General features: G+C 67.6%; 8 protein-coding genes. 5 read left to right on the forward strand and 3 right to left on the reverse strand.

Annotated elements, in window-relative coordinates; genetic code table 11:
• The 3 genes from E1263_RS40945 to E1263_RS40955 form a co-directional block, all read left to right on the forward strand.
• Nucleotides 1-1,118, forward strand: a 1,118-nt coding sequence (locus E1263_RS40945) for a DUF418 domain-containing protein (protein WP_132177627.1), incomplete at its 5' end; no start/stop codon positions are given.
• A gap of 8 nt (nt 1,119-1,126) precedes the next feature.
• Nucleotides 1,127-1,585, forward strand: a complete 459-nt coding sequence (locus E1263_RS40950; RefSeq protein ID WP_238162029.1) for a hypothetical protein — start codon at nt 1,127-1,129, stop codon at nt 1,583-1,585.
• A complete protein-coding gene (locus tag E1263_RS40955; protein ID WP_132177631.1) occupies nt 1,582-2,520 on the forward strand; it encodes an HTTM domain-containing protein in 939 nt (312 codons plus the stop codon). The genes E1263_RS40950 and E1263_RS40955 overlap by 4 nt, the downstream gene beginning before the upstream one ends.
• On the opposite strand, the gene E1263_RS40960 is transcribed toward E1263_RS40955, so the two are convergent.
• On the reverse strand, nt 2,446-2,847 hold the full coding sequence (locus E1263_RS40960; RefSeq protein WP_132177639.1) for a hypothetical protein: 402 nt from the start codon (nt 2,845-2,847) through the stop codon (nt 2,446-2,448). The two genes, E1263_RS40955 and E1263_RS40960, sit on opposite strands and share 75 nt — an antisense overlap.
• 123 nt (nt 2,848-2,970) lie before the next feature.
• Between E1263_RS40960 and E1263_RS40965 the strand changes: the two genes are divergently transcribed.
• Complete coding sequence (locus tag E1263_RS40965; protein WP_132177633.1) at nt 2,971-4,311, forward strand: glutamine synthetase family protein; 1,341 nt, start codon at nt 2,971-2,973, stop codon at nt 4,309-4,311.
• Here the strand turns inward: E1263_RS40965 and E1263_RS40970 are convergent.
• Together E1263_RS40970 and E1263_RS40975 are read right to left on the reverse strand one after the other, a co-directional pair.
• Nucleotides 4,308-4,886 carry a peptidylprolyl isomerase gene (locus tag E1263_RS40970; protein ID WP_132177635.1) on the reverse strand — a complete coding sequence of 193 codons (579 nt, stop codon included), beginning with the start codon at nt 4,884-4,886 and terminating at the stop codon, nt 4,308-4,310. The two genes, E1263_RS40965 and E1263_RS40970, sit on opposite strands and share 4 nt — an antisense overlap.
• 46 nt (nt 4,887-4,932) lie before the next feature.
• Complete coding sequence (locus tag E1263_RS40975; protein WP_238162030.1) at nt 4,933-5,469, reverse strand: hypothetical protein; 537 nt, start codon at nt 5,467-5,469, stop codon at nt 4,933-4,935.
• A 170-nt stretch (nt 5,470-5,639) separates the two neighbouring features.
• On the opposite strand from E1263_RS40975, the gene E1263_RS40980 reads away from it, so the two are divergent.
• A partial coding sequence (locus tag E1263_RS40980) for a bifunctional [glutamine synthetase] adenylyltransferase/[glutamine synthetase]-adenylyl-L-tyrosine phosphorylase (protein ID WP_132177637.1) occupies nt 5,640-8,323 on the forward strand: 2,684 nt, incomplete at its 3' end.

An 8,323-nucleotide genomic window follows, 5' to 3' on the forward strand; every position in this document is an offset into this window, starting at 1 on the left:
GGCCGGACTTGGCTCGGGGGTTCATGTTGCTGTTCATTGCGCTTGCGAACTCGCACTACTTCGTGGCGGGGGCCAACGCGTTCGGTGGATTTCCGACGGATGGGTCGGTCGTGGATCGCGGGGTGGCGACGGTGATCGCGACGTTCGTGGACGGGCGGGCGTTTCCGATGTTCGGGGTGTTGTTCGGCTATGGGGTAGCGCAGATTGTGCGGCGGCAGCGGGAGGCGGGGCGGGAGTGGTGGCCGATCCGGAAGCTGTTGTGGCGGCGGAGTCTGGTGCTCGTGGTGCTGGGGTTCGCGCATGCGATGTTGCTTTATGTGGGCGACATTTTGGCGGCGTACGGCGTCTTGCTGTTCCTGGGCGTGTGGGCGCTCAGGTGGAAGACGGGCTGGCTGTTCGGGGTGGCGGCGTTCGTGCTGGTGCTGACCGCGTTGCCTACTGACGACTCGTTCTCGACGATGTCGGAGGGCTTCGACCCGGCGATGCTGCCGCACAATCTGGCCGAGCAGTTCAGCGAGCGGATCCTGGTGCAGCCGTATATCGCCATGCTGGGCTGGATCGGTTTCGTGACTCCGTTCCTGATCGGCTTGTGGGCCGGCCGCCGGCGCATCTTGGAGCGCCCGGACGAACACCTCACCCTGCTCCGTACGACGGCCGTCGCCGGACTGACCATCGCGATCATCGGCGGCCTGCCGGTGTCGTTGGTTGTCGGCGGCATCATCGACCGGCCGAGTAATCACGCCCTCAGCATCCTCGGCCCACTGCACGACGCGACCGGTGTCTTCGGCGGATTCGGGTATGCCGCACTGATCGTGCTGATCGCCCGCAAGCTCAGTAGCGGCCCCATCACCCTGGCAGTCGCAGCCGTCGGTCAACGCTCGCTGACCTGCTACCTCAGCCAATCGGTCGTCTGGGCACTCGTCTTCACGCCGTACCTGCTCGACCTTTCGGACAACCTCACCACCACGACAACAGCGCTACTCGCCATCGCGACCTGGCTGGCCACCGTCCTCCTCGCCGACCGAATGCGCCGAGCCAACTACCGCGGCCCCTTCGAGAAGCTCATCCGCTGGATCACCTACCGGGATCGCAAGCCGGGACACCGCGCTCTGGTGTAATACGTCGGGTGACGGAAGGTGAACTCAAACTCGGGCGGGTCGGCAAGGCGGCCCGAGTAGCGGTTGCGGTGGTCGGGATCGTGCTGCTGGTGAACGGCTCGGCGCGGGCGTCGGACGACGCGTGGCCGTTCGGGCCGATGTCGCAGTACGCCGGCTCGGTCCCCGATGACTACGCGGTCACTTTCACCCGGATCAGCGCGGAAACCGACGCCGGTACGACGGTCGACGTACCGCTGAATATCGAGGGTGCCGGTGTCGCGCGGGCCGAGATCGAGGCGCGGACCGGCGAGATCGAGAAGGACCCGTCGCTCCTGCAGCAAGTCGCGGACGGCTGGAAGAAGAAGCACGCCGACCAGCCGCAGTACGTGAAACTCGAACTGATCCGCGACACCACCCAACTGGTGAAGGGCCGGGTCGAAGGCCCGCCGACACCTGAGGTGCTCGCAACCTGGCAGGTGCGCCGATGAGCGCCACCGTGAAGCCCCCGCTAGGCGCCAGGGTCGCTGGCTGGTTCACGCCGAAGATCGCGCTGGCCCGGGTCGCCTGGCTGCGGACGGTCCTCTATCTCTTCGTCATCCTTGACATGCACGCGTTCGTTCGCGACACGCGACTCAAAGGCGAGCACCCGGGCCTCTACCAACCGCTCCTCCTGGCCCGGATCTTCGACCTCCCCAAGCCCTCGGTCGCCAACACCACCGCCCTGTACGTCGTCCTGATCGTGGCCTGCCTGATCGGCGCCACGAACTGGTTCCCCCGCGTGGCCGGCTGGGTCATCGCCCCGGCATTCACCTGGTGGGTGCTGATCGGGATGAGCGACGGGAAGGTCGACCACGACCACCTCGCTCTCGTGATCGCGCTCTGGGTCCTTCCGACCGTGAAGAGCCAGAAGCGCGGCAGGGCGGCGTTCGGGGATCAGACGCGGTCCGAGGCGGCCGGTTGGGCTGTCCGGTGCGTGCAGATCTGCGTGATCGCGACGTACTTCCTGTCCTGGGTGGCGAAGGTGCGCAGCCCGGGGTGGAAGTTCACCTGGCCGGGCAGTGCGGTGTTGACCTGGGCGATCGTCCGGCGGCCGCATCCGGTCGGGGAGTGGCTGCTGCACCACCCGTGGATGCTGCACGTGATGCAGTGGGTCGGGTTCATCGCCGAGTTCTTCTCGCCGGTGATCCTCTGGCTCAAGGGCAAGTGGCAGTTGCTCGGGGCACTGTTCTTCCTCGGCTTCCACGTGGCGAACACGGCGATCCTGCTGATCCACTTCCTGCCGACCGTGGTCTGCTGGCTCGCCTTCGCTCCGCTGGAGCGGATCGTGCCCTGGTTCCGGAAGAAGCGTCTAGCCCGAGATGCCCGCAAGACCGAAGAACAGCCCGAAAGCGGCCGGCAGGCCGAGCAGCAGGCCGGCGCGTAACCGGAACCGGCGCCCACCCGGCCCAGGGGTCCGGACCACCCTGGACAGGACAGCACCGGCGTACCCGAAGACGAACGCGACCAGCAGGATCTGCCGGGTCGGCAGGTTGTCGGCGTCGTGGTGGGTCAGCCCGAGCGTGATCAGACCGGGAAAACAGAACGCGGCCATGCCGAACCCGATCTCCGGCAGCGGCAGCCAACGCCGCCCGAGGACGTCGCGCTCGGCCGGCCGGCGCTTCCGCACCGACTGCACGAAGCGTGCCGTCGAGAGCAGCAGATCGCTCAGACACAGGAGCGCTGCGATCACCAACGCGACCCGGAACGTCATTTGCACGAGGGACACGGTAGGGCCTGATAGGCGGCATGTCGCCTGCAGCACGTAACGTCTGCTTAACAGAGGCGGGGCACACTGTGTGAGGGCCGCACAACCTGATGAGCGAGGTGGACCGTAATGGACAAGCAGCAGGAGTTCGTACTGCGCGCACTCGAGGAGCGCGACGTACGTTTCGTGCGGCTCTGGTTCACCGATGTGCTCGGGTTCCTGAAGTCGGTGGCGGTCGCCCCGGCCGAGCTGGAGGGCGCGTTCGCCGAGGGGATCGGGTTCGACGGTTCCGCGATCGAGGGGTTCGCCCGGGTGACCGAGGCGGACATGCTGGCCAAGCCGGACCCGTCGACGTTCCAGATCCTGCCGTGGCGCGGCGAAACCATGGGGACGGCGCGGATGTTCTGCGACATCAACATGCCGGACGGATCCGCGTCCTTCGCTGACCCGCGGCACGTGCTGAAGCGGACGCTGTCGAAGGCTGCCGATCTCGGCTTCACCTTCTACACGCACCCCGAGATCGAGTTCTACCTGTTCAAGTCGCTGCTCGGCGCCCCCGGTACGACGCCGGAGCCGGTCGACTCGTCCGGGTACTTCGACCACACCCCGCAGGGCATCGGCAACGACTTCCGCCGTGAGGCGATCACGATGCTTGAGTCGATGGGCATCTCCGTCGAGTTCAGCCACCACGAGGGCGGGCCGGGCCAGCAGGAGATCGACCTGCGGTACGCCGATGCGCTGTCGACCGCCGACAACATCATGACGTTCCGCGTCGTGGTGAAGGAGGTCGCGCTGTCGCAGGGCATCTATGCCTCGTTCATGCCGAAGCCGCTGAGCGACCAGCCCGGTTCCGGGATGCACACCCACATGTCGCTGTTCGAGGGCGACCGCAACGCCTTCTTCGAGGGCGGAGCGCAGTACCAGCTCTCGAAGACTGGTCGCGCCTTCATCGCCGGCCTGCTGCACCACGCGGCCGAGATCACCGCGGTGACGAACCAGTGGGTGAACTCGTACAAGCGGCTCGCGGTCGGCGACGAAGCACCGTCGTTCGTCTCCTGGGGTCACAACAACCGCTCCGCGCTCGTCCGCGTGCCGATGTACAAGCCGCACAAGGGCCAGTCGTCGCGCGTCGAGTTCCGCTCGCTGGACTCGGCCGCCAACCCGTACCTCGCTTTCGCGCTGATGCTCGCTGCCGGGCTGAAGGGCATCGAGGAGGGCTACGAGCTGCCGCGCGAGGTCGAAGAAGACGTCTGGTCGCTGACGCCACGCGAGCGCAAGGCCCTCGGCATCAAGCCGCTACCGGGCAGCCTCGCCGAGGCCATCCACGCGATGGAGGAGAGCGAACTCGTCGCCGAAACCCTCGGCGAACACGTCTTCGACTTCTTCCTCCGCAACAAGCGCGCCGAATGGCAGGACTACCGCCGCCAGGTCACGCCCTTCGAACTCAACAAGCTCCTCCCGGTCCTCTAACCGACCAGCACCTCTAAGACCTGTACGGGCTTCCGGGGCTCGGCTGCGATGCGGTCGAGCACGGTGAGGCCGTTGCTGACGGCACCGATGATGGTGGAGCCGGCTGGCGCGCCGTGGACGCCGTGGACGAGGAAGAACGCGCCGCCGTTGCCGGCGCCTTCCTTGCTGAGGGCAACCACGCCGCGGTGGTACTTCTCCTTGCCGGTCAGCTCGGCGGGGAACCGGTACCCGGGCCGCCCCGCGCCGCACTCGAGGATCGCCCGGGTGAGACGCGGGCACGGGGTCCCGTGGTAGTACCGCTGGAGCGCGAGGTGCGTGAAGCTGTGCACCGCGCAGGGCGCGTTCTGCCGGTCGAGCCGGAGTTCGAGTGTGCCGCGGTCGGTCTTGACGGTGACCTTCACCGAGCCGAGGAGCGGCGCCAGCGAGAACGGCGGCCGCACGCTGCCGCCGTCAGGCATCCGTGTGTAGGTGCAGTTCTTGAAGAGCGTCGGAGCCGCATGCACGGTCCAGCTCTCAATCACCAGCACCACAGCAGCGACCAGCAGGATGGCGAGTGCACGTCTCCAGTGGGCCATACTTCCGAAAGTAACACTTAGTAGCTGGATTGCAACAGAGTGTTATTCAGAGGGAGTTGGCGGCTTTGAGCAGCTCGTCCGGGCTGGGCTCGGCCGTGAGAGGTTCGGCCGAGTCCTCCGTGGGAGCTGTGAACCGCGCGGTCGCCGTCGAGTGCCGGTACGGCGCCTCGATCGGATCCATCGGTACGACGGGTATCGCTTCGGCCGGCTCGATCACCGGCGCCGGCGGAATGATCGGCGTACCGTCGTCGGCCATCGCGTGCACCTCCTCGACCGTGAGGAACGCGACCGGCCGGACGCCTTCGGTGATCACCACCAGACAGCCGGGGACCACTTGCTGGGCCCGGTTTTCCTGTCCAGGAACGAGAATCCCCTCGACCGGCGTCCGCCAGGCACCGGGCGCGAAGCGGCGCAGGCAGACGCCCGCCTGCCCGTCCTCGGCGGTCCGCGGTGGGAGGAAAGCTGTGCCCGTGTAGTCGTAGTCGTAGTCCGGCTCGGGCGGCCCGGACACCCGCCCACCCTGCTGGGGCGTCAACCAGACCACCATGCCCCGAACAGCGAGCGACCCCGTCATCATGACCATGAGGACTCATCATGCCGACTACAGCCTGAATACGCCAGGCAACTCCGTGTGTTGACTGCAATCCCCTTTAGACTCCGCCGCAACGCCCCCGCGCTTCTGCCGAGATTCTGTCATGCGACGTGGCCGACGGCCGTGTAACGGCACGCTGTGGACTGGGTAGCCTGAGCGTCGTGTCGGATGCGCAAAGAGGGACCGGGGAAGGTCGACTGGTTCGGCTGGGGTTCGCCGATCCGCAGCGGGCAGCGCAGTTGCTGCAGCAGCTCGATGCGCTCCATCCGCACGGCCCGATTGCCACCGAGTCGCTGATCACGACGCTGTCCGAGTCGGCCGATCCGGATCTGGCCCTGCACAGTCTGCTCAGCATGGTTGAGGCGCTCGACCGCAATCAGTACGACGTCGGTGCGTTCGCCCGCACGATCGAGATGGACCGCGACTTCCGCCGCCGGCTGATCTTCGTGCTTGGTGCGAGTGAGGCGTTCGGGCGGCACCTCAGCGTTCATCCGCGGCACTGGTACGACCTGGCCGATCCGACGTTGACCGGCTCCCGCCCGTCGGTCGAGGATGTCGCGGCGAAGCTTGCCACGGCGGTTGACGCGGACAAGCCGGTTGACGCGCTGCGGGTCGAATACCGCCGGTTGCTGCTCAGGCTCGCCGCCCGCGACCTCGCCGAGGGACTACTGGTCGACGAGACTGCCGCCGTACTGGCTGATCTGGCCGGGGGAGCGTTGGAGACGGCGCTGCAGATCGCGCGCAACAACTACTTCGTCGCGCATCCGGAGGCGTCCGACTGCCGGCTGTCGATCATTGCCATGGGCAAGTGTGGTGGCCGCGAACTCAACTATGTCAGCGATGTCGACGTACTGTTCGTCGCTGAACCCCTGGAAGGCGAAGCCGAAGCGCCGGCCCTGAAGACAGCCTCGCAACTGGCCGCGGCCACGATGCGGATCTGCTCCGATCACACCGGCGAGGGCACGCTCTGGCCGGTCGACGCGGCGCTGCGTCCGGAGGGCAAGTCCGGTCCGCTCGTCCGCACGCTGGAGAGTCACCTGGCCTACTACCAGCGCTGGGCGAAGACCTGGGAGTTCCAGGCGCTGCTCAAGGCGCGACCGGTGGCCGGCGATGCCGACCTCGGCGCTGAGTACGTCGAACGGATCGGCAAGCTGAGCTGGTCCGCGGCCGACCGCGAAGGATTCGTCGGCGATGTGCAGGCGATGCGGCGCCGGGTGATCGACCACATCCCGGCGGCCGATGTCGATCGACAGCTCAAGCTTGGTCCGGGCGGATTGCGTGATGTCGAATTCGCCGTCCAGCTGCTGCAGCTTGTGCATGGGCGGAGCGACGAGACAGTGCGCAGCGGTACGACGTTGATCGCGCTCGAGTCGCTCACGAGCAACGGTTATGTCGGTCGCACGGATGGCGCCGTACTGGCTGATGCGTATCGGTTCCTGCGGTCGATGGAGCACCGCATCCAGCTCTACCGGTTGCGGCGTACGCATCAGGTGCCCGAGGACGAGGCGGACCTGCGGCGGCTCGGTCGTTCGCTGGGCTTCACCAAGAACCCGGTCGCTGATCTGACATCGGCGTGGAAGAAGCATGCGCTGGAGGTACGGCGCCTGCACGAGAAGCTGTTCTATCGGCCGCTGCTCGCGGCGGTTGCGCGGATTCCTGGTGTCGAGGTTCGGCTGACGCCGGAGGCGGCGCGGCAACGGATGACGGCCCTCGGGTATGCCGACCCGGCGTCGGCGCTGCGGCACATCGAGGCATTGTCCGAGGGGGTGTCGCGGCGGTCGTCGATCCAGAAGGCGCTGCTGCCCGCGATGCTCGGTTGGTTCGCGGAATCGCCTGACCCGGATGCGGGTCTGCTCGCGTTCCGGACCATCTCGGACAGCCTCGGCTCGACGCCTTGGTACCTGCGCCAGCTCCGTGACGAAGGCGCATCGGCCGAGCGCCTCGCCCACCTGCTCGCCAGCGGCCGGTACGCCGTTGATCTGTTGCAGCGTGCTCCCGAAGCAACCGCGATGTTGGCCGACGAACGCGAGCTTGTCCCGCGGACGCCGGATGGGCTGCGGACCGAGATGTCGTCCGCGGCCGGCCGGCAGGATCAGCCCGAAGCCGGAGTGGCCGCGATTCGCGCGGTTCGTCGCCGCGAGTTGTTCCGGGTGGCGGCCGCGGATCTGTCCGGGCTGCTGGATGTCGAGGCGGTCGGCAACGCGCTGACCGGGATCTCGATCGGCACGCTGAGCACGGCGCTCGAGGTCGCACGGAAGGCCGTCGCGAAGGGCGCGCCCGAGCCGACGCGGATGGCGATCGTGGCGATGGGCCGCTTCGGCGGGCACGAGCTCGGGTACGGCAGCGATGCCGACGTGATGTTCGTCCACGACCCGCTGCCCGGCGCCGACCCGAAGGCCGCCGCCGACTTCGCCACCCAAGCCGCCACCGAACTCCGCCGGCTGCTGTCGCTCCCGGGGGCCGACCCCGCGGTCGCGATCGACGCGGACCTGCGCCCCGAGGGCCGCCAAGGACCTCTGGTTCGGACACTGGCGTCGTACGCGTCCTATTACGCGCGGTGGTCTGCTGTCTGGGAAGCCCAAGCTCTGCTACGCGCCGACCCGCTCTGCGGCGACAACGACCTCTGTACGGCGTTCCGTGCGCTCATCGACCCGCTGCGCTACCCGGCGAACGGCATCGGGGAGCGCGACATCATGGAGATCCGCCGGATCAAGGCGCGCGTCGACGCGGAACGACTCCCGCGCGGAGCAGACCGCGCCACCCACACCAAGCTCGGCCGCGGCGGTCTCGCCGACATCGAGTGGACCGTCCAGTTGCTGCAACTCCGCGAAGCCCACCGCCTCCC

Origin of the sequence: Kribbella antibiotica, from assembly GCF_004349055.1 — a bacterium.
Taxonomy (GTDB): Bacteria; Actinomycetota; Actinomycetes; order Propionibacteriales; family Kribbellaceae; genus Kribbella; species Kribbella antibiotica.